This window comes from Corallincola luteus (assembly GCF_004336975.1).
GTDB lineage: Bacteria > Pseudomonadota > Gammaproteobacteria > Enterobacterales > Neiellaceae > Corallincola > Corallincola holothuriorum.
This window is the reverse complement of sequence record NZ_SJXE01000001.1, coordinates 333,300-358,232: the sequence shown is the minus strand read 5'-3', so window position 1 is coordinate 358,232 and position 24,933 is coordinate 333,300. Positions and strand designations below refer to the sequence as shown.

At 50.5% G+C, this 24,933-nt stretch carries 29 protein-coding genes and 1 riboswitch; of the genes, 9 read left to right on the top strand and 20 right to left on the bottom strand.

Annotated features, from left to right (window positions below; all coding sequences use genetic code 11):
• Nucleotides 1-121: 121 nt before the first annotated feature.
• Nucleotides 122-348, bottom strand: a riboswitch (cobalamin riboswitch).
• A gap of 195 nt (nucleotides 349-543) precedes the next feature.
• From EZV61_RS01625 to EZV61_RS01570, 12 genes are all read right to left on the bottom strand, one after another.
• Nucleotides 544-1,428: a DUF2167 domain-containing protein gene (locus EZV61_RS01625; protein WP_131414106.1), complete on the bottom strand. Its 885-nt coding sequence runs from the start codon at nucleotides 1,426-1,428 to the stop codon at nucleotides 544-546.
• 269 nt (nucleotides 1,429-1,697) lie between these two features.
• Nucleotides 1,698-1,952: a GrxA family glutaredoxin gene (locus EZV61_RS01620; RefSeq protein ID WP_114336971.1), complete on the bottom strand. Its 255-nt coding sequence runs from the start codon at nucleotides 1,950-1,952 to the stop codon at nucleotides 1,698-1,700.
• Between the two features lie 61 nt (nucleotides 1,953-2,013).
• Nucleotides 2,014-3,096 carry an AI-2E family transporter gene (locus tag EZV61_RS01615; RefSeq protein ID WP_131414105.1) on the bottom strand — a complete coding sequence of 361 codons (1,083 nt, stop codon included), beginning with the start codon at nucleotides 3,094-3,096 and terminating at the stop codon, nucleotides 2,014-2,016.
• Nucleotides 3,097-3,310: 214 nt separating this feature from the next.
• The gene (locus EZV61_RS01610) at nucleotides 3,311-3,508 is read right to left on the bottom strand and encodes a (2Fe-2S)-binding protein (RefSeq protein WP_114337373.1); all 198 of its coding nucleotides are present in this window, start codon (nucleotides 3,506-3,508) and stop codon (nucleotides 3,311-3,313) included.
• 153 nt (nucleotides 3,509-3,661) lie between these two features.
• The gene (locus EZV61_RS01605) at nucleotides 3,662-5,065 is read right to left on the bottom strand and encodes a DUF3373 family protein (protein WP_131414104.1); all 1,404 of its coding nucleotides are present in this window, start codon (nucleotides 5,063-5,065) and stop codon (nucleotides 3,662-3,664) included.
• Between the two features lie 48 nt (nucleotides 5,066-5,113).
• Nucleotides 5,114-5,440, bottom strand: coding sequence for a hypothetical protein (locus EZV61_RS01600; protein WP_114336968.1), 327 nt, complete (start codon nucleotides 5,438-5,440; stop codon nucleotides 5,114-5,116).
• Between the two features lie 58 nt (nucleotides 5,441-5,498).
• Entirely contained in the window at nucleotides 5,499-6,089 is a 591-nt protein-coding gene (locus tag EZV61_RS01595; RefSeq protein WP_131414103.1) for a cytochrome b/b6 domain-containing protein, read from the bottom strand.
• Between the two features lie 14 nt (nucleotides 6,090-6,103).
• Nucleotides 6,104-7,720, bottom strand: a complete 1,617-nt coding sequence (locus EZV61_RS01590) for a tetrathionate reductase family octaheme c-type cytochrome (RefSeq protein ID WP_131414102.1) — start codon at nucleotides 7,718-7,720, stop codon at nucleotides 6,104-6,106.
• Nucleotides 7,721-8,017: 297 nt separating this feature from the next.
• Complete coding sequence (locus tag EZV61_RS01585) at nucleotides 8,018-8,461, bottom strand: YeeE/YedE family protein (protein ID WP_131414101.1); 444 nt, start codon at nucleotides 8,459-8,461, stop codon at nucleotides 8,018-8,020.
• Complete coding sequence (locus EZV61_RS01580; RefSeq protein WP_131414100.1) at nucleotides 8,461-8,904, bottom strand: YeeE/YedE family protein; 444 nt, start codon at nucleotides 8,902-8,904, stop codon at nucleotides 8,461-8,463. The genes EZV61_RS01585 and EZV61_RS01580 overlap by 1 nt, the downstream gene beginning before the upstream one ends.
• A gap of 4 nt (nucleotides 8,905-8,908) precedes the next feature.
• A complete protein-coding gene (locus tag EZV61_RS01575; RefSeq protein ID WP_131414691.1) occupies nucleotides 8,909-10,591 on the bottom strand; it encodes an FAD-dependent oxidoreductase in 1,683 nt (560 codons plus the stop codon).
• 58 nt (nucleotides 10,592-10,649) lie between these two features.
• Entirely contained in the window at nucleotides 10,650-11,003 is a 354-nt protein-coding gene (locus EZV61_RS01570) for an ArsR/SmtB family transcription factor (protein WP_240695132.1), read from the bottom strand.
• Between the two features lie 181 nt (nucleotides 11,004-11,184).
• On the opposite strand from EZV61_RS01570, the gene EZV61_RS01565 reads away from it, so the two are divergent.
• The gene (locus EZV61_RS01565; RefSeq protein ID WP_131414099.1) at nucleotides 11,185-12,300 is read left to right on the top strand and encodes an AI-2E family transporter; all 1,116 of its coding nucleotides are present in this window, start codon (nucleotides 11,185-11,187) and stop codon (nucleotides 12,298-12,300) included.
• A 39-nt stretch (nucleotides 12,301-12,339) separates the two neighbouring features.
• Here the strand turns inward: EZV61_RS01565 and EZV61_RS01560 are convergent, their stop codons facing one another.
• Both EZV61_RS01560 and EZV61_RS01555 read right to left on the bottom strand, forming a co-directional pair.
• A complete protein-coding gene (locus EZV61_RS01560; RefSeq protein ID WP_130566259.1) occupies nucleotides 12,340-13,002 on the bottom strand; it encodes a YitT family protein in 663 nt (220 codons plus the stop codon).
• Nucleotides 12,999-13,625, bottom strand: a complete 627-nt coding sequence (locus tag EZV61_RS01555; RefSeq protein ID WP_114336959.1) for a DUF6198 family protein — start codon at nucleotides 13,623-13,625, stop codon at nucleotides 12,999-13,001. Before EZV61_RS01555 ends, EZV61_RS01560 begins: the two co-directional genes overlap by 4 nt.
• 456 nt (nucleotides 13,626-14,081) lie before the next feature.
• Here EZV61_RS01555 and EZV61_RS01550 point away from each other — a divergent pair, with 456 nt between their 5' ends.
• The 6 genes from EZV61_RS01550 to EZV61_RS01525 all read left to right on the top strand — a co-directional run bounded on the left by EZV61_RS01550 (nucleotide 14,082) and on the right by EZV61_RS01525 (nucleotide 19,885).
• Nucleotides 14,082-16,067, top strand: a complete 1,986-nt coding sequence (locus EZV61_RS01550; protein ID WP_131414098.1) for an FAD-dependent oxidoreductase — start codon at nucleotides 14,082-14,084, stop codon at nucleotides 16,065-16,067.
• 10 nt (nucleotides 16,068-16,077) lie between these two features.
• On the top strand, nucleotides 16,078-17,457 hold the full coding sequence (locus tag EZV61_RS01545; RefSeq protein ID WP_131414097.1) for a cytochrome c3 family protein: 1,380 nt from the start codon (nucleotides 16,078-16,080) through the stop codon (nucleotides 17,455-17,457).
• A gap of 25 nt (nucleotides 17,458-17,482) precedes the next feature.
• Complete coding sequence (locus EZV61_RS01540) at nucleotides 17,483-18,046, top strand: Tll0287-like domain-containing protein (RefSeq protein ID WP_114336956.1); 564 nt, start codon at nucleotides 17,483-17,485, stop codon at nucleotides 18,044-18,046.
• Nucleotides 18,047-18,056: 10 nt separating this feature from the next.
• Nucleotides 18,057-18,377, top strand: coding sequence for a c-type cytochrome (locus EZV61_RS01535; protein WP_131414096.1), 321 nt, complete (start codon nucleotides 18,057-18,059; stop codon nucleotides 18,375-18,377).
• A gap of 10 nt (nucleotides 18,378-18,387) precedes the next feature.
• Entirely contained in the window at nucleotides 18,388-18,810 is a 423-nt protein-coding gene (locus tag EZV61_RS01530; RefSeq protein WP_233496406.1) for a group I truncated hemoglobin, read from the top strand.
• Between the two features lie 118 nt (nucleotides 18,811-18,928).
• Nucleotides 18,929-19,885 carry a 2Fe-2S iron-sulfur cluster-binding protein gene (locus EZV61_RS01525; RefSeq protein WP_114336953.1) on the top strand — a complete coding sequence of 319 codons (957 nt, stop codon included), beginning with the start codon at nucleotides 18,929-18,931 and terminating at the stop codon, nucleotides 19,883-19,885.
• 113 nt (nucleotides 19,886-19,998) lie between these two features.
• Here EZV61_RS01525 and EZV61_RS01520 read toward each other — a convergent pair whose 3' ends face one another.
• The 5 genes from EZV61_RS01520 to rpsF all read right to left on the bottom strand — a co-directional run bounded on the left by EZV61_RS01520 (nucleotide 19,999) and on the right by rpsF (nucleotide 22,135).
• Nucleotides 19,999-20,397 (bottom strand): rhodanese-like domain-containing protein, encoded by a 399-nt coding sequence (locus tag EZV61_RS01520; RefSeq protein ID WP_114336952.1) that lies wholly within the window; start codon nucleotides 20,395-20,397, stop codon nucleotides 19,999-20,001.
• 244 nt (nucleotides 20,398-20,641) lie between these two features.
• Nucleotides 20,642-21,094: a 50S ribosomal protein L9 gene (rplI, locus tag EZV61_RS01515; RefSeq protein ID WP_114336951.1), complete on the bottom strand. Its 453-nt coding sequence runs from the start codon at nucleotides 21,092-21,094 to the stop codon at nucleotides 20,642-20,644.
• A 38-nt stretch (nucleotides 21,095-21,132) separates the two neighbouring features.
• Nucleotides 21,133-21,360 carry a 30S ribosomal protein S18 gene (gene rpsR / locus EZV61_RS01510; RefSeq protein ID WP_114336950.1) on the bottom strand — a complete coding sequence of 76 codons (228 nt, stop codon included), beginning with the start codon at nucleotides 21,358-21,360 and terminating at the stop codon, nucleotides 21,133-21,135.
• An 11-nt stretch (nucleotides 21,361-21,371) separates the two neighbouring features.
• Nucleotides 21,372-21,683, bottom strand: coding sequence for a primosomal replication protein N (gene priB, locus EZV61_RS01505; RefSeq protein WP_114336949.1), 312 nt, complete (start codon nucleotides 21,681-21,683; stop codon nucleotides 21,372-21,374).
• Nucleotides 21,683-22,135: a 30S ribosomal protein S6 gene (rpsF, locus tag EZV61_RS01500; RefSeq protein WP_114336948.1), complete on the bottom strand. Its 453-nt coding sequence runs from the start codon at nucleotides 22,133-22,135 to the stop codon at nucleotides 21,683-21,685. The genes priB and rpsF overlap by 1 nt, the downstream gene beginning before the upstream one ends.
• Before the next feature lie 221 nt (nucleotides 22,136-22,356).
• Here rpsF and EZV61_RS01495 point away from each other — a divergent pair, with 221 nt between their 5' ends.
• Together EZV61_RS01495 and EZV61_RS01490 are read left to right on the top strand one after the other, a co-directional pair.
• Nucleotides 22,357-23,607 carry a cation:proton antiporter gene (locus tag EZV61_RS01495; RefSeq protein WP_131414095.1) on the top strand — a complete coding sequence of 417 codons (1,251 nt, stop codon included), beginning with the start codon at nucleotides 22,357-22,359 and terminating at the stop codon, nucleotides 23,605-23,607.
• 137 nt (nucleotides 23,608-23,744) lie between these two features.
• Nucleotides 23,745-24,158, top strand: coding sequence for an HIT domain-containing protein (locus EZV61_RS01490; protein ID WP_131414094.1), 414 nt, complete (start codon nucleotides 23,745-23,747; stop codon nucleotides 24,156-24,158).
• Nucleotides 24,159-24,166: 8 nt separating this feature from the next.
• Here the strand turns inward: EZV61_RS01490 and rlmB are convergent, their stop codons facing one another.
• Complete coding sequence (gene rlmB, locus EZV61_RS01485; protein WP_114336946.1) at nucleotides 24,167-24,907, bottom strand: 23S rRNA (guanosine(2251)-2'-O)-methyltransferase RlmB; 741 nt, start codon at nucleotides 24,905-24,907, stop codon at nucleotides 24,167-24,169.
• Between the last annotated feature and the right edge of the window lie 26 nt (nucleotides 24,908-24,933).

Genomic DNA, 24,933 nt, shown 5'->3' with positions numbered 1-24,933 from the left:
AGCGACAAGGCAGGGGAAGGTATGACGCCAGCCATGCTAGCGTTCAGGCGAACAGCCGGGCATGGTCGAGCCACACACCGGATCACCCCGCCCGATGTTTGACGAATCAGTTAGTTGGTGCGAAAAACACACCGCGACGGCAGGTCTCCTGGCTTGTGCGTCTTCGCCTTGACTCGCCTTCCCGGAATCTCATTCCAGTGGCTATTGAGCGTGGCTCTGCACTTACAGTTGCGGGGGCAGCTGCGGAATTATTAGCGGAAAAAACACCACTAATTCACCGCATTCCCTATTAATCCGTGGGCATTCTATTGAAGAAGCCCTTGGGAACCGTTCGGCACATATAGTGGTTCAAGAATTGATTAACGTCAATATATAGTGTTTAAAAGGTGATTTGATATACAAAAGTTAAATAAAAAGTGAGCATTACAAATGCAAAAATTAGATTTGCTCAATGCTCTCCATTCGGAGAGCATCAACTCAGGCTAGGTGTTGACCCCAATATCCCCGTCGGCGACGCAAGGTTTACAGGGTAACCTTCAAAAACTAGTTTTTCTTACCCGTGATAGCGCGGAATATGCCACCAATGGCAACTAAAGCCAGCCACCAAAACTTTTTCAACAGCAGCAAAAAACCGGCAATAGCACCCGTTTTCGCCGCCAGTTTGCCGGCAACAAGCGCACCTAAGCCATAAGCTGCTACCTCATCATAGGAGGGGTCAAAATCTTCGTAACGATGACCATCAACGAAGTTCACCATCGCCAGTACGCTATCTAAACTGCCATTGATCTGATCAAGTTGGTTCATACCAGCAACAAAATTCATCTCCAGCACGCCTTTGCGACCTAAGCTGCGGATGCTGTAGTTCAGGGTATGATTGGGATCGTGGTCAAACTCCAGCTCTTTCGCCCAATAGAGCTGATGACGACTTTTGTCGTAGTAAGGTCGAGCTGCCCAACCAACTAAATCAATTGAGCCATAACCTGCTGCTTCGCGCTCTCCGCTCTCTGACCGGGTATCCGCCTGCATCTCTTCTAACAGTTCGTCATAATCAATGTTGTAGGCATCTTCATCAGAAACGTAACCATCTTCTTCAAATGAGATGACAACCGCCCAGGAATCCTCGTCCAGCGGAGTCTGCCCAGCAGGCAACAACATCCCCAAAGCGCCAGTGCCTGGCGGGTTTCCCCAAGCCTCGCTGAGCACACGCTCGGCATCTTGCGGATCGAGATAATAGAAATCATCCGACACATGAAGTCGAGCCATGCTGCCCGGCAACAGGATCTCGCCGGTTTGCGGATCCAGCGATGATAAGAACTCCGAAGACCATGCCAGATAAGCCTGATCTTCAGCACTCAACATCTCATCTTGAGCAAGCAAAGTGCAGGGTAAAACAGATGCAATAAAACAGAGGGCGGGTATCAATCTCATTTTCAATTCCTTTTTAAAACAGCGAGACAGAAATAGGGTGTCTAAACCCTTAAGTGGATGTTCTGACTAAACAAAAAGCGATGACAATTAACCACCAGCAGTCGTTTATGCAGCGCAAAACAGGTCAAATTTACCGCAAGAACATGCTAATTAATCTGATTAAAGATAAGAAGTGGGTGTTTTTAGCCTGCTTTTCTAGCAAGAGAACTGGCAAGTGCGATAAATAGAGGGAGAAACCTCCCTCTGCAAGATAGATATGGCGGGAAAGCCTACTGCAAATGCTCTTTGGCATAGGCATCAAACTCGGTAAAGCCACCGACATGTTCCTGATCGATAAAGATCTGCGGCACTGTTTCTACCGGCTTACCGACCGTTTTTTCTAGATCGGCCTTACTGATCCCCTCTTCATGAATATCGATGTAACGGAACTTAAAATCGTCACGATCCTCAGTTAACTTCTCCGCTAACTCTTTTGCCCGCACACAGAAAGGACAGCCTGAACGTCCAAAAATCACCACAAACATAATCGTTCCTCGCAATTAACCAATATATATCCAATGACCGCAGCACCCTGTCGGCAAAATATTAACGGCCGTCCTGATCATCGAGAAAATTAGAGAACTCTTTTTCGTATAGATGAAACAGCACCAGGGTAATAGAAAAGATCAGTGGCCCATATAATAGCCCAATCAAACCAAATACCTGTAAACCACCAAGCAACGAAAAGAATACCACCACGGTACTCATCGATGCCCCTTGCATAAACAAAGGCCGCAGGAAGTTATCAATAGAACCAACAACGACAACGCCCCACACCACCATAAAGATGCCCCAGCCAGTCTCCCCGGTGACAAACAGGTAAATCGCGGCGGGTACCCAAATTAAGGCGGTACCGACAAAGGGGATCAACGACGCAAATGCCATCATCGTCCCCCAGAACAGCGCTGGAAAACCTGCCATCCATAGACCAATGCCACCAACAAAGCCTTGAGTGATGGCAGTGAGTAATGAGCCCAACAAAGCTGACTTACTGACCTTTTTAATATCGGCCAACAACGCATCTTCCTGACTACGCGACAAAGGTAAGGCGTGGCGAAAAAATCGGATCAACTTTTCATGATCCCGCAGTACAAAAAACAGTACGAACAGCATCAGGGTAAAGTTCAGAAAAAACGTGGTGATACTGCCCAGCATGGCGGTAGAGATGCCGACAAACTGTTTACCCATACCACTGCCAACATCTAATACTTTAGCCTTGATGGTTTCGGGATGCAGGGCGTCTTCAGGTAGCAGTTGGCCAAGTAGTTGCTTTATCTTGATCACCCAAGGATGACCCAATAGCTGATGGACATTGCCACCGTCAGCCCACTCTCGCACGGTACTGGAATAACTGACGCCCTGTTTAAGGATCGCTATCATCACCAAAATCGACGGAATAAGCAGCACTAAAGAGAGCAACAGACAACTGACAATGGCTGCACTGTTCTTACGGCCATTGAGCTTTACGACCAGCCAATCATGGGCCGGAACGGTTAGCATGCCGATCAATAAAGCCAAAATAATGGGCTGTATATAGGGTTGGATCAGCGCGTAACTCGCATACAAGGCAACCGCTAAAAATATCAACAGTACCAAACGATTAGAGCGGCCTTCAAATGGGTTTGTCACAGCAACATCCCTGTGAGGAATCAGATAAGTAAAACCACTATAGCGAGCGACCCAAGTCGTCACAATGAGTTAGCCAACAAGATGGGGCGAAAGTCTCACCCCTTGAGCAAGCTCGAGGTGCAACTGCACGGAGAACAAAAGAGGGCTTTCAGTATGGCGGAGGAAAAGATAAAGCGTTCAGCGGAGCGCAGGAGCGTGGAGTGATAAAACGATATTAAGCCGCACTGACAAACAAGGAGTCATCGATTTCAGCCAAAGCCACTTGGATCACCTGCTTGGCTTTACAAGCACAGTTGCCACATTGACTGGCAACGCCCATCGAACGTTTCACATCAGCCAAACGTTGAGCACCGTTTGCCACGGCTTCTTTCAGCTGAGTATCAGTAATGCCATGACAGATGCAAACAAACATAAACGCCTCCAAACTTCGATGAAGGCAAATGTAATCTAAATGCGAATCGTTATCAATGCCATTTTGTTGATTTAGATCAGTCATTGGTTATAAGTCCTGCAAGCAAAAAAGGCAGGGAAGAGCTCCCTGCCTTTTTTGCTTGCAGCCGTTCAACTAGAACTGATAACGGATCACTGCGCGAATATCTTGCGCATTTTTTACCGGTGGCGGCATCCCCATCATCTGGGCCATCTGCCAAGCATCGTCAATACGCATTGGCGTGCCGGTGGCATTGCCAAAGAAACCGTTACTGCCGGTATAGTCGTAATCGATGTAGGTATAACGCAGTTGCAGTGTCAGCGCCTTATCCACCAGCGGTAGATTGTAGTAGGCCTCGTAGGCATCGCCACGTGCGGCGATCTTGGAGCCTATCATGGTGTCTTCACCATAGGTGAACGAGCGCCAGTATTTGGAACCGTGATTGAACTCAAAACCAAACGAGTCATCGTCGAAGAAGCCCGGTACATTGACCCCTAACCAATAGGAATAGCCACGCTCATCTTCTGTTGATCCCAACATCGCCATATCACTGTTGGGATCGGTCTGCGACATAGAAACAGAGGCAAACAGACGGGTGCCGTCGAGGAAATCATTAATAAACTCCCCCACCCCGTTCATCTCGGCTGACAAGGTAACGTTATTCAGATCACCGAAATCATAGAAGGTCTGCTCACCTGTCATCATGATGTCATTCATATCGAGACCAATCATGTTGTTGGCATGATATGCCTGCAGTTTCACATCGTATTGACCGTCGTTATAGGGGGTAAAGATAATGCCCACCATATCAATGTCGTCGGTTTTGTCTGGATCTTTGGCGTAATCGGTTCCCGCTGGACTGAAACGGGAAGTAGCATTGCTCAATCCCCGTCCCGCACAAAATTTCAGAGCATTACCTGTGAGTCCAGTCAGCTCTTCCAACCGCAGATTCAAGCTCAGGCCATCAAACTCGACGTTGATTGAGTGACCCAGCGGTGAGTTGGCTTTGTCGAACCCTTCGCGGTGATTAGCGAGAAAGCCAGTGGTCGAAGGACGCCGACCCAAACTGAATGTCCATGGCAGCTGCTCATTACCGAAGAAGGCATCCCCCAAATAGAGGAAATAGGCTTGTTTCAGCTTAATGGTGTTGTCGTCTAAGTTTTCACTCACCACCCAATCAAAATCCGCATAGCCTGATTCGTTACGTTGGTTATGCATGGCGGTATCGCCAAAGGCTTTATTGTAAGCCAACTGTCCACGAAACAGCAGCTTTTCGTTATACTGATAGCCCATATTCAACCACAAACGATTAGCCAGTAAGTCATCGTTTGAGGCGGTCGAACCATCCGCCAACTCATACTCAATGTTGTCCATCGACACACGATAATCGACACTGAAGTTAAGATGATTTCCGCCAGTTTTTTTCTGTAACTCGCGCACCTGTTGCTTGAGTGCTTCAACATCATCGTTCAGATCCGCCATCGCGGGCATAGAAAGCCCTAACAGCACGGCGGCAGCCACACCAGTTAATCTCTTCATTGGAAAACTCTCTTATTGTTTTTATAGTCCGGTCACGACGAACCAGGGCTAGTTGCAGTCAGCTAATTCACCACTGTCAGCCGCATACTTGATGGCAAAATCAGCGACATCCGGGGCGATCTTTTGAAAGGTGTCACTTTCCAAAAACTCTTGTGCTTGCGGGTACTGCTTGGAGAATTTCTTGATGAACTTCTTACCGTCATTTTTAAAGAAGCGCTTCCACTCGACTTTCAGATGTTCTGACGCAAACTCCTGACCATTGATTTCAAAATAGGGACGCAAATACTTGAGGTAATACTTTTTACCTTTATCAGCATCAGCGTGGGCACTGAACGACAGCATCACGGCAATCATTACTAAGACTATTTTTTTCATCTCTTTAACCTCTTAACCAATCACAAATGTATGTTCTATTTCCGGTTCTCAAACACTGCTAAATCTCTTCCTTACCGGTGATCATCGCCCGCAGATGGGAGGAGAGCCTTTTACCGAAGGTGATCATGTACAGGTGGATCACCAGAAAACTGAGCAAGGAATAGGCATTAAAGGTGTGTAGCCATGCCACCCAATCAATGCTCTGCAACCAACCGGCCGCGCGTAATTCAGGGAAGAAGAAATAAAGGCAGCCGGTGGCAACTTGTAACGGCAACAACCCGAACACGATCCCCAGATAACCAGCTCCCTGCAGCGGATTAAACTTCTGTGCCGGTGTCATGTGATGGGGATGTGACTCACCCTTGAATACGCCAAGCAGATAGAAACGCACGGTGGCGCCAAGTCCCTCCAGTCGCGGCAGATACTGACGCCACTCCCCGGAAGTGAAAATCCAGGTGAATGCCAACACAAGTAACACCGCCCACGAGAAGCCAGCCCAATCATGCAATGACACGGCATCAGCAAAACCAAACAAGCGGAAAAAACCGTGCAGCTCAAATCCGGTCACGATCAGCAGCAACACCATCGCCGCCTGCGCCCAATGCCAGAAACGTTCAAATCGCTTAAAAATGACAACCACAGCACTCATGTTGTTTTCCTGACTCAAGAAGTTTTGGCATTATTAACGGCACGACGCCGCGCCGACAGATAGCGATAGCCACTATGGCCAGCCACACCGAAAAGGCCGCCAAAAATAGCCAGGGCACCGAAGGCGTCGACCAGCGAATGGGAATCTCGTCCCAGCAGGTAGAAATCGTTCAACCCCGCCAAGCGCCCCTGTTGCTGGTGACATTCAATGCAGTCCACCGCTTGCTCACCGGGCGCCACCATATGTTTGATAGGCCAGTAGCCATTGGTCTCGATAAACCCGTAACTGCCACTGAATTCAACATGGTTATTGTCAGCCCCTACCTGCAACGCTCTTTGCCAATCAAATTCAGTCCAAAATGCACCGGAGCCTTTTTTGCCATAGAGCTTGATCGGCAGGATGCGATTAAATTCAGTGTCATAGGGTTGTTTGCCGCGATGGATCTTAAATGGCCAGATGCGGGCATCCTGATCACGGTAGTCACCGGTCGGCGGGTTAATATCAATAGGGGCAGCCATCGGATCGATGACGTCCTGTAGAGTTTTCTGCTGCAGTTCACCTTTGTACCAGCGATACTCTGGCACCACATTTTTACCCCAAGTAAAGGTGCCTTTCTTCGACATATAGCGATGGGCTTCCACACCGTCGAAAAGCGCATCTTCAGAGAATGGCTTGCCATCTTTCAGCTGACCCGCGGTGGACCAATCCCAACTCAATTTGGTCAGGTGAGGGCCTCGGGCCATCTCCGGAATATGGCAGGAGGCACACGCTACCTTGGCGGTGTGGTTGTCGAGCTGCCTTTGATCGTGGGGCTTGTTGCCGTGACAGGACTCGCAGGAGAGGTTTTTGCCATCACGCTCGGCGCGTCCCATATCTAATTGGTGATCAACAAATGCCACCTTGCCGTTGTAACGTCCGGCGATCTCATGGCCACTGGTTTTATGACAGGTTTGGCAACTGAAATTGAGCTTGTCACTGCTCATGTGCACATCAAGTTCATGCACTGGGTCAACCAATGACATGTCGGTGTCGCCATGTTTCACACCGTTACCTCCGCCCCCGTTGGCATGGCAAGAGAGGCAATTTTCTCGCTGTGGTTGGCCGACATTCTGTGCCACACGGCGCAGATCCACGGCGGGGATCAGCTGACCACCAATCAAGGTATCTTCGTAGTAAGGGTGGCCAGACATGGCCGCGGATTTTTTATAGGTGCCCGTGGTGTCATGGCACACCAGGCAATCGACATTCTCTTCCGCTTCAAAGTCGAATTTATCATTACGCCAACCATAGCCAGCGTGACACTGAGTACAGCTCTCATTACCGCGGGCAGCGACACAATAATTGTTAAAACCGTTCTCGCCTTTGCCTACCATTTTGCCGTCTACTTTCGCAGCCCAGCGCCAATGAAATGAGTCATGTACCTGTTCAGCGGCTTCGGTATGGCATTCCAAGCAGGCTTCGGTGACGTCCGGAGCGTAATCAAACGCCTGATCCAGTTGTTCAAATTTGCTGTGATCGGCAGTCATTGCCGCACGAGGTTTTGGCGTACCATCAGCTTGTTCATTGGCCAATACATTGGTTAAAACCAAAAGCAATACGCTGGCAAACAGCAACAACCCTTTAATTTTCATCCCACCTCACCACTCACGATGTCGATATGCTGTTTCTGCGGTGGCTAGGATCGCTACTCAGCAGATAACGATCGGAAAATTAACATGGGGGTTACAAAGGAAAGGCGGGTTGAGATCAATATAAATAGTGAATTGCGTATTTTCTTAATTAATTTATTTCGAATGTGACTTGGTTAACAGCCGTTTATTCGATAGGCAAAGAACGGGGTTGTCGTTAATAACATTTAGGGAGGTGTCATTTCGGGAAAAACAGATGAGTCAGCAGGCATCTGCCTGCGAACTCATCCCCGAATAGGTCTAAGTGAAGCGTTTCGCCAACCACAGTCCGATTGTCATCGCTACGACAAACAGCAGTAGCTGAGTTCCGGCAAAACTGAGGGAGGCTAATGCCGGGCCAGGACAAAGCCCGACCATACCCCAACCGACACCAAACAGGGCAGCACCAGACACAAGGCGACGATCAAACTGTTTGAACGTGGGCAGCTTAAAGCTATCACTGAACAGTGGCTTAGCGGTGCCAGACGAATCATCCGCAGAACGCTCCACTCTCGGTTTAACCAGCAGAAAATACCCCGGCAGATACACTAACAGTGCACCGCCCATCACCAACATCAGTGAGGGATCCCAGTAGCCAAACAGATCGAGAAAACCAAGCACTTTCGTTGGATCCAACATCTGCGAAAATGCGAGACCGACACCAAATAGCAACCCCGCCAACAGCGCCGATAAACATGACTTCATCAGAGGCCTCCAGCAATCACATTGAACTGGTTGATAATCACAACCGTGACGATGGCGCTGACCATGAAGGTGACCGTGGCCACCAGCGAACGCGGTGATAAGCGGCCAATCCCACAGATGCCATGACCCGATGTGCAACCAGAACCCACGCCCGTGCCCAAACCCACCAGCAAACCGGCAGCCATGAGCCAAAAGACGCTATGCTTTGGAAAAATCGGCAATTCACCGCCAGCCAATTGCCACAGCTGCGGACCAAGTAACAAGCCAGCCAAAAACATCAGACGCCAGCGTTTGTCAGCCATCGACAGTGAAAACAAGCCACTGAAGATGCCACTGATACCGGCTATTCGCCCATTGGCGAGTAGCAACCAAAGCGCTGCCGTCCCAATTAGCATGCCACCCAAGAGGGCACTCACCGGAGTAAAGTTTGCCATATCGATCATCAGGCTACTCCCCTTCCACCACCAGCGGGGTCGCCTGACGACAGCCTTTAAACATCTGCCAGGTTTTAAAGCCACCGGTCAGATTCTTCGCTTTAAAGCCACGGTTTACCAACATGCGATAAGCCACATGGCCGCGCAAGCCGACCTGACACGCCACCAGATATTCGACCGTCGGGTCCAGTTCAGTCAGACGATCACGCAGTTCGTCCACCGGAATATTAATCGCGCCGTCGAATGCCCCCACGCGCTCTAATTCAGCAGGTGTGCGCACATCCAGCAATTTCTGCTCTGCAGTTATTGCAGCGAGTTCTTCGGCAAAACAAAGCTCTGTGTCACCCCGCAGCCAGTTCGCCGCGACAAATCCGGCCAGATTGACAGGATCTTTGGCCGAACCGTAGGGCGGCGCATAGCACAGCTCAAGTTCTTCGAGATCAAACACCGTCATGCCAGCACGCTGCGCCACCGCTAGTACGTCGATGCGCTTATCAACGCCTTTTTTACCTAACGCTTGGGCGCCAAGAATTTTGCCTTCATCAGGGGTAAATAGCAGTTTGAGACTGATCTGCTCAGCCCCCGGGAAATAGGAAGCATGATCCATCGGGTGCACATAGACCTTGCGATAGTCGATCCCTGCGCGGCGCAGAGATTTTTCGTTCATGCCCGTGGCAGCAACCGTCAGGTCAAATACCCGACATACCGCCGTGCCCTGGGTCTTGGTAAATGCACGCTTGGCACCCAACGCATTGTCAGCAGCGATCCGCCCTTGCCTGTTAGCTGGCCCTGCCAAAGGAATAAGCGCAGGCTTGCCACTGACCCACTCGGTGATCTCTACCGCATCCCCCACCGCCAGAATATTGGGATCAGAGGTACGCATTTGCTCATCGACCCGAATGCCGCCACGCTCACCCAACGCAAGCCCTGCCGCTTTCGCCAATGCGGTTTCCGGGCGCACGCCGATCGCGAGGATCACGATTCCGGTATCCAAATCACTGCCGTCAGAGAGTGATAAAGTTAAGCCGGTATCCGTCGCCGTCACCTTGGTTAATCCAGCCTGTAAACGCAGATCGACACCATGTGCCTCCAGCTCACTGTGCAGTGGTGTCGCCATTTCGATATCAACTGGCGCCATTACCTGACCGGAGAGTTCGACCAAAGTGGTCTCTAAACCACGCTGCCGTAGCGCTTCAGCAGCCTCTAGTCCAATAAAACCGCCGCCAACCACGGTGGCATGGGTTGGCCGTTGTTGCTCCAATATCCGCATAATGCGGTCCATATCCGGAATATTGCGCATGGTCTGAATACGGCCATCACTGATCCCTTCAACGTCAGGGATAAATGGAGCGGCACCAGGACTCAAAATCAGAGTGTCATAGTCAACAAGATAGCTGGTGTTCTGCTGCGCATCCCGCACCGTGATCTGCTTTTGTTCGCGATCAATGGCAATCACATCTGAGTGCAGCCGCACCTCTACATTAAAACGGCGCTTAAAGCTTTCAGGGGTTTGCAACAGCAGAGCATCACGCGACTGAATATCACCACCGATATGATATGGCAGACCACAATTAGCAAAGGAGATATAAGCACCACGATCCAGCATGATGATCTCAGCATCTTCCGACATTCTACGCGCCCTTGCCGCCGCAGATGCACCACCAGCCACACCACCCACTATCACAATACGTTTCATCTCAACCTCACTGATTGCGATCTTGTTCACCATGATCGCATCGATTATTTACTGCCGATTAATCGGCGCTTGGGCAGAAGACATCGTGCAGCGCATTGATCACCGTAGCCACGGAAGGCTGGGCAATACGATAGTAAACTGACTGCCCCTCTTTACGGGAAGAGACCAATCCAGCATGGCGCAATTGCGCCAAGTGCTGGGAAAAAGCGGGCGCAGACATACCACTGCCTTCCTGCAACTCAGCCACGGAGTGTTCCTTTTCAATCAACCGGCACAAGATCAGCAAACGCTGAGGGTGAGCAAGCTGTTTGAGAAAGTCGGCCGCTTGCTGGGCATTTGCTTTCATCTGTTCGATATCATTCATGGGCGTCAGTAAACCATATTCGGAGTAGATAGTTAAGTAATTACGCAACTAATTAATGATCAATTAGTCCTATCCCATCATAGTACTCAAGATAAGGTATCGATTAAATGACTGATAAATCTGTCATCTGGGTTAATAAAAATCCCCCTAAGCTGTGGAAACTGATTAAACTCTTAATTGTCACACCAAAACTGCTTATTTGATCGGAAAAACAATAAGGTAACCTGTTATGTCACAAACGGATCTGCAAGCTGATCGCATCTTTGTAAAACGCGCAGTGGAAGCGGCAATACGTATCGCTGCCGTGTTTATCATCGCTGTTTATTGCTACGACATCGTCAAGCCCTTTATTGCCCCTATTATATGGGCGGCGATCATCGCTGTTGCGATCAAACCAGTGAGTGACTGGATCGAAGTAAAAACGGGGTTGAGTCGCAAACTCACTGCGACCTTAGTCACAGTCGGACTGTTGACCGCGTTGATTACACCGGCCTCAATACTGGCAGACAAAGTCACTGAAAACGTCCAGCATGTCTCTGTGAAGGTAGAGAAAGGCGAATTTGATCTCCCCAATCCCAAAGAGAGTGTAAAAGATTGGCCGCTAGTGGGAGAAAGGGTTTATTACGCATGGAATGAAGCCGCGAATAATCTGGAAGACTTTCTGAAAAAGCATGATAAAGAGGTCAAAGAAGCGGGCAAAGTGGTGTTCCAAAAAGCGGCGGGCATCACAGTGTCCGTGTTGATAATGATCTTCTCCATCATCATTGCTGGGGTATTTCTCGCCAGTGCTGACGGTTCAGAACGCTTCGTTATCCAATTTTCTAAACGCCTTGCGGGCGAGCAAGGCGCGAAATTTGGTAACTTAGCCAGTGTGACGGTGAGAAACGTGACCCGCGGCATTCTCGGCGTTGCCATCCTGCAAGCCCTATTAGCAGGCCTAGGCTTCTATCTGATCGACCTGCCTGCAGCGCCGCTACTGGCACTATTGGTGCTGGTCATGAGCATTATCCAAATTAATCCGCTGCTACTGATGGTGCCTTTAGCCATTTATGTATTCTCCTTCGCCTCACCCGTGGTTGCGGTTATCTATATGATATGGAGCATCGCTGTCGGGCTGATGGACAACGTATTGAAACCGTTGATCATGGGTAAAGGCTCACAGGTACCTATGATGGTGATATTTCTTGGTGCCGTTGGAGGCTTTATCACCATGGGGTTCGTCGGGCTATTTGTCGGTGCGGTGATTATGGTGTTGGGATATGAGTTGTTTAGCGCCTGGCTGAGTGATAATCAAGAAAGCAGCTCGCAAGCCACTGCTATCGAGCAACCAGCAGAAAAAGAGTAACCGTTAGTCTGTAATCCATAGCAATGGTCGCCCAATTAATTATTGGGCGGCCTGTTCTTCTGCTTGCTGGGTTAGTGGAGCCTTCTTGTGGTAACGCCCCAACACCGAGCTCAGCACCACAAAGCTAAAGGCTGAATAAGCCACCTGCACCAACGGAAACAACATTAATCCGGCGGCAACAACAATCAGATCCATCATCAAGATCACTTTGCCTGCGTGAATACCGGTACGTTTTTCCATATACAGCGCAAGAATATTCACACCCCCCAACGAAGTTCCGTGACGGAACAATAAGATCAATCCGATACCGATCAAGCCGCCACCAATCAAGGCACTCATTAACGGTGGGATCTCTTCAAAGCGGATCAAGTAGATCATCAAATCACTGGTTGCAGAGACACAAACAATACAGATCAAGCTGCGCCAGGCAAACGCCATACCCAGTTGCTTAATTGCCAATGCAAAGAACGGCAAATTGATAACAAAGAACCAGAAGCCAAAGGTTACTGGGAGCAGCTCATTCGTGACGATCGATAGCCCGGCAGTACCGCTCACCAGCAACCCGGCAGCGGAAAGAAAGCATATTCCGAGAGAAACCAGAAAGCAGCCTTCCAAGCGCGCAAACCATTCATGCCCAAACTTTTTCAACGCCGCCATATTAGAAAACCTTTGCCAGAATCCGGCCTGTTGTAATGTATTCATAACGAACCCTTAGCCGTCATCGCTGATGGGAGCGGCTGGATTGGCTGCTTCACCTGTCGTGGATGATAACGACCAATCACAGATGCCAATACGGCAAATGCAATCAATGAGCTAACGACTGTTTGCCAATCAAAAATTAATAGCGACAGCAAACCGATGGAGATATCCCAAGCCAATATCACTTTTGCCGAGTGCCAACCCCATCTCTGTTCCAGATAGAGCGCTAAAATATTCACCCCACCGATAGAGCCGCGCTGACGAAACAGCACCACCAAACCAAAACCGATCAACAAACCCGCCAGTAACGCTGCCAATGGCTGTGGCATATGCACTTCCGCCAGCAGTGGCCCCAGCAGGTCGACCAATAAAGAAACAATAAAGCTACAAGCTAAACTGATCAGCGCAAACTCGCGGCGCAAACGCAGAAAAGCCAACACAAAAAACGGCAGGTTAGCCAATAGCAACCAGCTTCCCATGGTCAGCGGCAAATAATGGTGAGCAATCAACGCCAAACCAGGGCTACCACCGACGATGAGATCGGCATTGCCCAGAATGATGACACCGATAGCGACAAGGAAGCAGCCTTCGAGCAAGGCATACCAGCGTAACGCGTGAAACTTCATCACGACTCCATATAAAGATGCATCGGCCCTGATTGGGCACAAATAACAGGTAATACAGAAACAGGGGCGCTTTTATGATGGTTGTAGGTAGAGCCCGAAATGCGAGCGGCATTATATCGGAGCCAGTAGCAGATAGATGCCAACAGTAAAGAATTCAAAACAACGACTACAGCGGCAAACTGTGAAGGCAAGTGTCACTTATTATTTACAGATAAAACATCAGCCAACAAACAAAAATACCCCCTAAGGGGTACTCTTGATTTGCACAGTTTTGAACACTCGCCATGCAAAAGAGAATCTTTTTGGTGAAATTGCCAGCAAAACAGAAGATGCAACATAGATACACCTTATAAGAACAAATCAATATATATCATACAGTTAAAAAGAAAAAATCAAGCTGGCATAGATATTGGAACGCGCAGGTAGACCTGAAAACTATCGGTTCAGAGTAAACAAATGACATCTGCGATGTGCGTACAGACAGCAAAAGAAGCGATTCCCAACAGCCACCCCATTATCGTCGTGGGAACCGGCCCGGTGGGAATTCGTGCTGCCCAAGAGCTTCGCCAACGCATGCCGACACAACCGCTGACACTGTTTGGTGGTGAACCATGGCAACCATACGACCGAATTAAGCTCTCCTCTTTACTCGCTGGTGAGCTAGACCTCGACGAAATCTCTTTGGAGCGATTTCGTCGCCAGGGCAATGATCATCATCAGACCCAACACCTCAATTGTCCGATCCTCGAAATAGACCGAACTAACCAACAGGTCAAAGACGTTCACGGACAATGGCATCATTACAGCAAGCTCATACTTGCGGTGGGCTCTCACCCCCATATACCGAAAATTGCTGGCACCGAACTGAAAGGTGTCTATACCTTTCGGAATCTCAATGATGCCCAAGCATTGATGGCACGCACAGCCCGTGCTCGTCATGTCGTCGTCATAGGCGGCGGTTTGCTCGGCTTAGAGGCTGCCAAAGCGATGCTATGGGGCAATACCCGCGTCACCGTTGTTCAACAGGGTGAAACCTTGATGAACCGGCAACTGGATAAGCTGGGTGGAAGCTACCTGCAGCAGTCGATAGAACAAGTCGGGATCGACGTACTTACCGGAAATGGCGTGCGCGAGATCCGCGGCGTAGAACGAGTTGAACAGATAGTACTGCGCGATGGCACAGAGTTAACAGCTGACACAGTGATTGTGGCCGCAGGGATCACGCCGAACAGGGAGCTCGCGCTTGCCGCACATCTGCCGGTCGGTCACGGTATCCGCGTCAACGATCAACTGCAGACAGAGGATCCCAACATCTACGCCGTCGGTGAGTGTGCGGAGCATGGCGGTGTCACCTATGGCTTAGTCGCACCTGGCTACGAACAAGCTGCTGTCGCGGCGGAACATATCGCACATCAGCGTGGGCAGTACGTCGGCTCCCTCAATGTCACCGCCCTTAAAGTGGTTGGCGAAGAGGTTTTCAGCATGGGTGAGGTCACCCAACTACCGAAACGTATTGCGCAACAGGAACTGGTATTTCAGGACAATGAGCATTATCGCAAGATAGTGGTACACAAAGGTCGCTTAGTCGGCGCCATCAGTGTCGGCCCCTGGTCTGAAGTTAGGCGGATACAGGAGCATGTCAGACAGAAGCGGCCGCTCTCCATCTGGCAACAATGGCGTTTCAAACGTTACGGCAACATCTGGCCAGACAACGACGATCTCAGCATTCAAGCTTGGCCAGCGGAAGCGATCGTTTGCAACTGCATGAATATCAGCAAAGGCCAGCTGGTTGATTGTGTGAATACCGGCTGCCAAAACTTACAAGCGCTGTCGAATAAGACCGGTGCAGGTACTGTGTGTGGCAGCTGTAAACCGCTGTTACAAGAAGTCTGTGGCAGTCAACAACCTTTAGAGCCTGTGCGCTGGTCAAGGTCACTGGCACTGCTTAGCTTGTTGTGCATCATTGGCGCTAGCCTGTTTACCCTGTTCCCATCACCAATTAGCGAATCGGTGCAACAGGGGTGGTGGTTGGAGCAACTGTGGCGCGATGGCACCTGGAAACAAGTCAGTGGCTTCACCATTTTAGGGTTATCAGTCGCTGCCGCCCTATTAAGCCTGCGAAAACGAATTAAAAAATTCACCCTGATGAATTTCGAACACTGGCGCCTAGTACATACAGTGGTAGGGGCATTAATAGTCAGTACGTTGCTTATTCACACCGGATTAAGTTTGGGTAGCAACCTGAATCGATGGCTAATGATCAGCTTTTTAGCACTACTAACCATTGGTTGCGGTGCAGCGATCCATAGCGCAATCAGCCACAAGCTCTCGCTCAGCGGCAGTCGCCGCTGGCAGAAGATTTGGCTATGGGGACACATTCTTGCGTTCTGGCCTTTGCCAGTGCTGCTGACCTTCCACGTGTTATCGGTTTATTACTTCTAGGGGCGCAGTGATGGCAGTAAAGAAGCTCGCTTGGAGTAGTTGGATAGCAATGAGCATTGCGGCCGCAGCCTATCTGGGCTACGTGATGTTCGCCAGTGCCGACAAAGAGCTGTTGCTGATAGGCGAAGCCAGCCAAGGTCACTACCAAATCGAATTGGCCTGTAGCAGCTGCCATGGCGATGGCTTCAGCAGCGAAAAAGATCTGCAGAACGCCTGCATTAGCTGCCATGGCGAAGAGCTAGAAGTCGCCAATGACAGCCATCCGGTCAGCAAATTTACCGATCCACGCAACGCTGATCGGCTGGAGAAACTCGATGCCCGTTTCTGTGTCACCTGCCATGTCGAGCATCAACAAGAAAGAACCGGCGAGATGGGCGTCACGCTCCCCGGCGACTTCTGCTACGAGTGCCATCAGGATATTGCCGAAGAGCGACCAACTCACCAAGGGATGGGATTTGATACCTGTGCCAGTGCTGGCTGCCACAACTATCACGACAACAAAGCTCTGTACGAAGATTTCTTAGTCAAACATGCAGCAGCACCTTGGCTAGAGCAAGGTGCTTCACTGCCTCTACTCAGCGGCGACGCGAAAATCGCAGCCCTCGCCGCTCTAGATATGCAACAAGCAACAGATGACGACGCTACGCCAGAGTCACACCAAAGCTTAGCTGTAACACCACCGACGCCGGACTTCCCTCAAGAATGGCAGGTAGAGGGGCAGTTGATCGCCGACTGGCACGGCAGCGCCCATGGCAACGGCCAGGTAAATTGCGCGGGCTGCCATCAGGACAGCCAGGAAAACTGGATTGAGCAACCCGGCATGGCGCAATGCGCGAGCTGCCATGAGGCGCAAACAACCGCTTTTACTCAGGGAAAACATGGCATGCGCATGGATCCACGGTTAAACGCCTCGCTGACACCAATGCAGCCCAACATGGCCCGTCAGCCGATGCAAGAGGATGCAGCACACCTGACGCTGACCTGTAACAGCTGCCACTCCCCCCATCAGTTCAATATCCAGCAGGCCGCTGTTGAGTCCTGCTTAGGATGCCACGCAGACGAGCATAGCCAGAGCTATGAAGGATCTCCCCATGCTCAATCCTGGTTAGCAGAACAAGCCGGAACCGCAGCCGAGGGAACGGGCGTGAGCTGCGCCAGCTGCCATTTACCCAGAATTACCATCGGCGATGAAGTCATCGCCAACCATAACCAAAACGATAATTTGAGACCCAATGAAAAGATGCTCCGTTCAGTTTGCATGAGCTGCCATAGTTTGAGCTTCTCGCTCGATGCCTTGGCCGACCCGCAACTGATTAAAAACAATTTCAACGGCCAACCAGCAGTTCATATCGAAAGCGTCGATATGGCTGTCGGCAGGCTTGAAAAATAAGACCTACCATCGGGAGAGAAGCACAATGACTACCAAACTACTCGCAATATCAGCAACTGCCGCAGCACTCATGCTGTCTGGTTGTGGTGAAGAGAAAAGCGCCGGCATTTCACCCCAGCAGTTTACCGATGCTCTGCATCTGGTGATGGATTCAGATCGTGCCGTATACACTAAAAAAGTAGTGGGCCGCCTCGCCAAGCAAGAGCAGGTGATTAAAGCCTCTGAACACTTTATGGATGACAAAGCACTACCGCTGCCCGCTCAGATGTTCCGATTTGGCGCAGAAACCGTGGCTGGAAAAACCGACAAGTTTAGCTATTCATTGCAATCACTTTGGCCCATCAACAGCCAGAATTCGCCTGTCACAGAAGCCGAAAAAGCGGGACTGCAGTTCATCATCGATAATCCCGGACAGAACTACTATGGCGAAGAGACACTGGGTGGGGTGACCTATTTCACTGCGGTATATCCAGATGTAGCAGTGGCGCCGGTATGCGCCAGTTGCCACAACGAACACAAAGATAGCCCTCGCACTGACTTTAAGGTGGGTGACGTCATGGGTGGTGTTGTGATCCGCGTACCTATTTAAGGAGTTCGCCATGCAAACAGCCAGATATTTGATCTGGCTGCCAGCCCTGCTGGTTATGGGCTGTCAGCCATCGGGTCCGGAGCCGGGCCAGCAGGTATGGGAGCAAACCTGCGCCGTATGTCACCTAAATGGCATAGCAGGAGCGCCCCCCATAGGTAATCAAGCTGCGTGGGCACCGCGGATCGCTAAAGGGATAGATACCTTGGTCGGCCACGCCCAAAACGGCTTTGAAGGAGAGGAAGGCACCATGCCTGCCCGCGGTGGCAATACGTCCCTGACCGACACTCAGGTGGCAGAGGCCGTTAACTATATGATTAGTCAATCTCAATAAGGGATAGATCATGGGAATATTTTCTAGCCTGTTTGGCAAGAAGGAGCCAAAAATGGAAGCTGAAACCGAAGTAAAACTAAGTTTATATGAGCGTTTAGGTGGCGAAGCTGCCGTTGACGCTGCCGTTGATATTTTTTACCGCAAAGTGCTGATGGATGACCGCATCAGTGAGTATTTTGACGGTATCGATATGGATGCTCAGGCGAAAAAGCAAAAAGCATTTTTAACCATGGTTTTTGGTGGGCCAGCGAACTACAACGGCAAAGATCTACGTACAGCTCACGCTGGTATGAAAGGTCTCAGCGACATCCATGTCGATGCCGTGGTTGAAAACCTGGGGGCAACACTAAAAGAGCTCGGCGTACCTGACAGCGATATTGCAGAAGTTGCGGCGATTGCTGAAAGTGTGCGCGATGACGTCCTTAATCGTTAAGCACCTTAGTTGCTATACCATGTGACCACGGGGCAGCCCCTTCTCGATATATTGAGAAGGGCTTCCCGAGTCAGCGACATTATACCCTTTGATACAACGAATAACCCCAGGTGACACCATGGCTAAAGTGCAATTTCAAGACGCCACAATAGAGATAAACCCAGACCAATCGCTACTCGAAGCCCTGCTGTCCGCTGACAAAAACATCCCCAACAGCTGCCGCTCCGGCCTGTGCCAAAGCTGCTTAGTCCAGTGCACTGACGGCCACATTCCCCACCCTGCTCAGAAAGGTCTATCGACAGCTGAAATTGAAACCAAACATCTGCTTGCCTGTCAGTGCTATCCCAGTACCGATATGACGGTGCAGCTCCCGGACAGTGGTGACCGCAAGATTGCCGCCACCGTAGTAGAAAAAACCCAACTTCCCGGCCAAGTCATCCGCCTTCGGCTCCATGCCAAACTCGACTATAAACCGGGGCAATACGTTAACCTTTGGCGCGATGAATCAACGATCAGGAGTTACTCCTTAGCCAGTGTTCCCGCTCTCGAAGAACACCTGGAATTTCATATTAGAGTGCAACCTGAAGGGCGTTTTAGCGGCTGGATGCAGGAATCTCTTCAGGTTGGCGATGAGCTACAACTACAAGGCCCTAATGGCCTTTGTTTTTACACTGCTGGCGACCCCGCTCAACCTATGCTGTTGGCAGGCATTGGCACGGGCTTAGCGCCATTATGGGGAATTGCTCGTGATGCTTTAAAACAGGGGCATAGCGGCCCGATCCATCTCTATACCGGTGCCCGCAATGCCGACAATCTCTACCTGCATGAGGAGATAGCAGCGTTAGCGGCTGCCCATGACAACCTGCATTACCAGGTCAGCCTGCTTGAAACAGACACTCCCAGCGACGCGAAGACTATCGACCAGCTAATTGCCAGCCAGCATGATGCGTTAAATGGTTATCGTGTTTTTCTCTGTGGCTCGCCGCAGCGCGTCAACAAGCTGCGGAAGCTCTGCTTTTTGAAAGGGGCGAGCATGCAAGCGATCCAGTGCGATCTGTTTCAGCCCGCCGCTTAACGAAATAAAACAAGCGTGCTAAATGGCCAATACTCTGGCTGTTCAGCTCACGAACCACCAATTAAACATAGCGAATAGGCAAGCTGAAACCGTTCATCTAACACCAAACAGCACTACTCGGCCTGTGCCAGCTCTGTCGTGGCCAAAGGCAAATTAGCGGCTTTCCAGCCAATTAAGTCGCCCTCTAGATGACGCAGTTGAGTAAACCCCTTGGCTTGCAATAAGGCTTCAGCGATCCCTGCCCGGCGGCCACTGCGGCAGTAAACCACAATCAACTCTTGTTGCTCACCGTCGAGCTCCTGCCAGCGCTTATCTAACTCATCATAAGAGATATTTATCGCCCCAGGAATATGACCGGCGGCATACTCTTCCGCGCTACGTACATCCAACAGGATCTGCTGAGGATTATTCTCAGCTAACGCTAACCATTCCTGTTGCGAAATAAGCTGAATTTCACCAGCGGCTACCCAACTGCTCCATAAGGCACATATAGCGACAAGGATCCGTTTCATGATTAATACTCCCAACAATTAAAAGCCATGCAGGAAACGCGCTGTTTCGCGTGTCTCAGCGAAAGTGATTTCCTGCTAACTGAATGAGCTCTATTCAACACTGTCTGAGGAGCGGTTTCAAATTACAGAGGGGAAAAAATGAATATCAAAGCAAGAAACTAGAGCGAAGGAAGATCGATGAGGATGGCGGAGATAAAAAAACACCGCCCGGAGGCGGTGCTTTCTACAACTTGCTAGTCAGCACTTAGGCTTCAGCAACAACACTCAGTTTAACGGTCGCAGTGATTTCACTGTGAACCTGAACGTCGATGTCGTATTCGCCAGTGTTGCGAATAGTGCCCAGCGGCAGACGAACTTCGCTCTTAACAACATCAACGCCAGCGGCGGAGATGGCGTCAGCGATGTCGCGAGTACCGATAGAACCGAACAGTTTGCCTTCGTCACCAGCTTTAGATGCGATAACCACATCTTCCAAGGCGCTCAGCTTGTCTGCACGAGCCTGCGCAGTCGCTTGTTGTGAAGCCAATTTAGCTTCCAACTCACTACGACGCTCTTCGAATACAGCCACGTTAGCTTTAGTTGCAGGAACTGCCTTACCGGTAGGGATCAGGTAGTTACGTGCGTAGCCAGCCTTAACGGTTACTTGGTCGCCCAAGCCACCCAGGTTAGCAATTTTATCAAGAAGAATAATTTGCATTACCTTTCCTCTTCAATTGGTCCGAGTTAGGCCCGGCCTTACTTATGCGTATCGCTGTAAGGCAGCAGAGCCAGGTAACGTGCACGTTTAATAGCGCGTGCCAGCTGACGCTGGTACTTTGCGCTAGTGCCGGTAATACGGCTAGGCACGATTTTGCCACTCTCAGTGATGTAACCTTTGAGTGTCTGGATATCTTTGTAATCAATTTCTGTGACGCCATCTGCGCTAAAGCGGCAGAATTTACGGCGGCGGAAAAAACGAGCCATGGCACGATCTCCTAAGCAATCATTTCAATCTGTTGGGCATGTAATACTAATTTTCCTACACCATTTGGTGTTCGATGATGGCTGATAAAGCCAGTCACATTAGCCACACTACCCTTAGTTAAATTTACAGTCTGGGGCTGAATTCCATGCCCGCTGGCGATAACGGTTACGTAACACCAAGCACGACGTGGAAAATCCGCTTCCATCTGCTGAGACTGATGTTCCAGTGCGAATTCGCAGTGGGGAACGCCAGCCGGACTTCTGCTCATCGCCGGTGTCGTTACGACCGTTCCGGTCAACACCAAACGATTATCAGCGTCCATTACTCAGCTTTTGGCGCTTCTTCAGCCGCAGGGGCTTCAGCAGCCGGAGCTGGTGCAGCAGCTGGAGCTGGCGCAGCTTCTTCGCGGCGAGCCGGACGTTCGTCACGGTCGTCACGACGGGCTGGACGCTCGTCACGTGCTTTAGCCATTGGTGACTGCTCAGTAACAGCGCTTTTGGTTTTCATAACCATGTTGCGCAGCACAGCGTCGTTGAAGCGGAAAGCTGTTTCCAGCTCGTCTACGCTTTCAGCAGTCGCTTCTACGTTCATCAGGACGTAGTGTGCTTTGTGCAACTTGTCGATTGGGTAAGCCAGTTGACGACGACCCCAATCTTCAAGACGGTGTACTTGACCGCCTGCAGCAGTGATCACGCCAGTATAACGCTCGATCATGCCTGGTACTTGCTCGCTTTGGTCCGGATGAACCATAAAAACGATTTCGTAATGACGCATTTAAACGCTCCTTACGGGTTAACAGCCTCTGGGCCTCGGCTCAGCCACACCGATATAGAGGCAAGGAACTTATGAAATGGCTGATTTCAGGGACGCGAATAGTACAGAAATTCATCGCCACGCTCAAGGACTATCTTTAGTAGCAGAACGAATAAAAATCCCGCCTTAACAGGTCTACTTCTATGTCACTTGCAGACAACCGAAGGAAATAAGGAACAGCTATGGCAATTGAGCAAATGATCATCGCCTTAATCATGTTGTTAGCTGCTAGCCTATTTTCAGAACCTGTCGCTCAATGGTTACGCCTGCCCCATACTCTGCTGTTAGTATTTATTGGGTTCATTGGCTCAGAGTTAGTATTGCTTGCTGGCTATGATACGGGCCTTCGTGCCGACACTTTTCAACACCTAGTGGTGTTTGTCTTTCTACCGATTTTAATTTTTGAAGCGGCATTTGCCATCAATGCTCAGGCACTGATAAGGCTACTCCTACCCATCATGAGTCTGGCAATCATTGGGGTGCTGCTGACCACCGCAGTCATCGGTGCTGCACTGTATTACGCCATCGGTCATCCGCAAGGCTTTCCCTGGAGCTCGGCACTGTTGGCAGGGGTACTACTCGCCGCTACAGATCCTGTCGCAGTCGTCACACAACTAAAGTCATTGGGCGCGCCCGAGCGCTTAGCGATCATGCTTGAGGGTGAAAGCCTATTTAATGATGCCACCGCCATCGTCTTGTTCTCCGTACTATTGCTGATCGCCAGTGGCGGTAGCCAGATGAATGCAAGCGATGCCTTGCTTGAGTTTCTCCGCGTGTTTCTCGGTGGGGCAGCCACCGGCGCTGTCATTGGTCTTGTTGGCGTGTGGATTATGCACAAGCTAGTCAGTTTTCCGCAACGGGCACAGCTAACCCTGCTACTGGCATACGGCAGCTTTAGTGCAGCTGAGATGTGGTGGCACGTGTCCGGCGTGATGGCGGTACTGATCTGTGGCCTGCTGGTGGGGAATCTAAGCCAACGACAAACCGAGGGTGCCTCTTTCCGCACGCAGCAGCCATCACTCCATGAACGCTTGCACCAATTGTGGGGGCTACTTGGCTACTTGGCCAACGGCCTGCTGTTTTTGTTGATGGGTATTACTATCACCCTAAATATGTTCACTGAACGCTACCTGGCGATGATGATTGGCATCTTCGCTATTTTGCTGGCTCGCGGATTGAGCATTCCATTCAGCCTGGCGATTGCCAGACTGATACGCGGCCCAAAAATAACACTACAAGAGCAACGCATTATGCACTGGGGGGGCCTCCGCGGCGCCATAACGTTGGTACTGGCTCTCTCACTACCCACCTCGATTGAAGGCTGGTGGACCATCCAATCAATTGCTTACGGTGTGGTGATCTTTACCTTGCTGGTTCAAGCCCCCAGCATGCCATGGTTACTGCGTAAAAGTGGTTTAAACCGGAAAAAGTGAACATCCCTCAGCCAGAAAAAACGTTAGTTCACGGTATGTTTGAGCATGAAATGGCGCTTTCAGACAAAGCGGCTGTAACAAGGAGGAGCGATGACCCATAATCAATTGTGCCGTTAGTTGATCATGAGAGAGCCACCATGTTTGAGTTAGATCCATGCTTAGAGCAAGATTCTGTTTTCATTATCGACCTGCCGCTTTGTCAGCTACGCATGGAAAATGATCAACGCTTTCCCTGGCTGCTACTGATCCCCCGTCAACAAGGCCTCGTCGAAGTCACCGAGTTGTCAGCAGCGCAACAACAACAGCTCATACAAGAGAGCTGTCGGGTCTCTAACGCGCTGAAGAAACTCACCGGTTGCAAAAAGATAAATGTGGCCAGTTTAGGTAACGTCGTGGCCCAACTGCATTGGCATGTGGTGGCGCGTTTTGAATCCGATGCAGCCTGGCCTGGACCGGTGTGGGGCGCTGGCGAAGCACAGCCCTGGAACGAAAAAGAGCGCGACGAGTTTATCGGCGCGCTCTTACATCAATTAAACTTATCCGCGCCCTAAGGCACAGCTTAAGATTGACGCTGACGCACCACCTCATACAAACAGATACCCGCAGCCACTGATACATTTAGGCTGCTGACTGTCCCCGCCATCGGCAACTTAACCAGCTCATCGCAATGCTCCCTGGTCAAACGGCGCAAGCCTTTGCCTTCAGCGCCCATGGCAATCGCCATTGGCCCAACCAACTTGGTTTGATAAAGGTTGGTGTCTGTTTCTCCAGCGGTCCCTACGATCCACACGCCCGCATCTTGCAGATGTCGCATGGTACGAGCCAGGTTGGTGACAGCCACCAACGGTACTGACTCAGCAGCGCCACAGGCGACTTTACGCACGGTGGCGTTAAGTGAGGCGGATTTATCCCGAGGCACCACCACGGCATCCACACCGGCGGCATCTGCACATCGTAAACACGCGCCAAGATTGTGCGGATCGGTCACGCCATCCAGGATCAACAAAAACGGCTGTTCAGTGCGTTCAAGGATCTTATCCAGATCATGCTCATTGAGCGCAGGCGCGGGCTTAATACGTGCCACGACCCCTTGGTGAGTAGCACCAGCCGTTTTATCATCCAACGCTTTACGGGACATCTGTTGCACCGAGATACCGTTGCGCTGACCGAGATTAACTATCTCAGTCAGTTTTTCATCTAGCCGACCTTTTAACAGGTAAAGCTCAATAAACTGTTCTGGCGATTTCTTCAACGCCGCCGCAACGGCATGAATGCCAAATATAAGATCAGACTGATTCACCCAAATTACCTTCTAATTATTTGGTT